Origin of the sequence: Amycolatopsis dongchuanensis (genome assembly GCF_039542405.1) — a bacterium.
In the GTDB taxonomy this organism is placed as follows: Bacteria; Actinomycetota; Actinomycetes; order Mycobacteriales; family Pseudonocardiaceae; genus Amycolatopsis_E; species Amycolatopsis_E sacchari.
The window spans coordinates 1-512 of sequence record NZ_BAABIB010000187.1 but is presented as its reverse complement, the minus strand read 5'-3'; the positions used below and the strand labels follow the sequence as shown (position 1 = coordinate 512).

The 512-nt window shown below is 67.4% G+C and carries 1 pseudogene; it reads right to left on the bottom strand.

The features are described 5' to 3' along the window. Window positions 1-512: pseudogene (locus tag ABFX51_RS39530) on the bottom strand (amino acid oxidase); the annotation flags it as partial.

Sequence of the window (512 nt, the reverse complement as noted above, 5' to 3'; positions counted from 1 at the left end):
GTAGAGCGCCATCGGGATCGCGTCCATCCCGCCGACCGGCTGCATCATCGTGATCGCCTGGTCGTATTCGAACTCGAACGTGAACGTCCGCCCGAGCCGCGCGGCGATCACGTCCGAAAGGGACGGTGGCGGCCCGAGAACCACGCCCGGGGTGTCGCCCGCGCCCGGCTCGACCGAATAACCACGACGGCTGCTGCCGGTGTAGGCGAAGCCGTCGGCTTTGCCGCCGATGTCGCCGAAGTCTTCGAGGAACGTCAGCAGCTGTTCCTTGTCGTCGGCGGTCAGCTCCTTGTCGAGCGCGCCCTGGTCGATCGCCTTCGACAGCAGTTCGGACACGTAGCCGTAGACGTCGGCCTTCGCGGTGCGGTAGCGGACCGGCGCCTTGCCGTCGTAGTACAGCAACGCGTTGGCGTTCTGGTTGAGGAACGGCTGCACCTCGACGCCCAGCTCGCGGCAGTAGTCGAGGGTGATGTGCGACTGCGGCAGCCGCGCCGGGCCCGCGTTGAGGTACT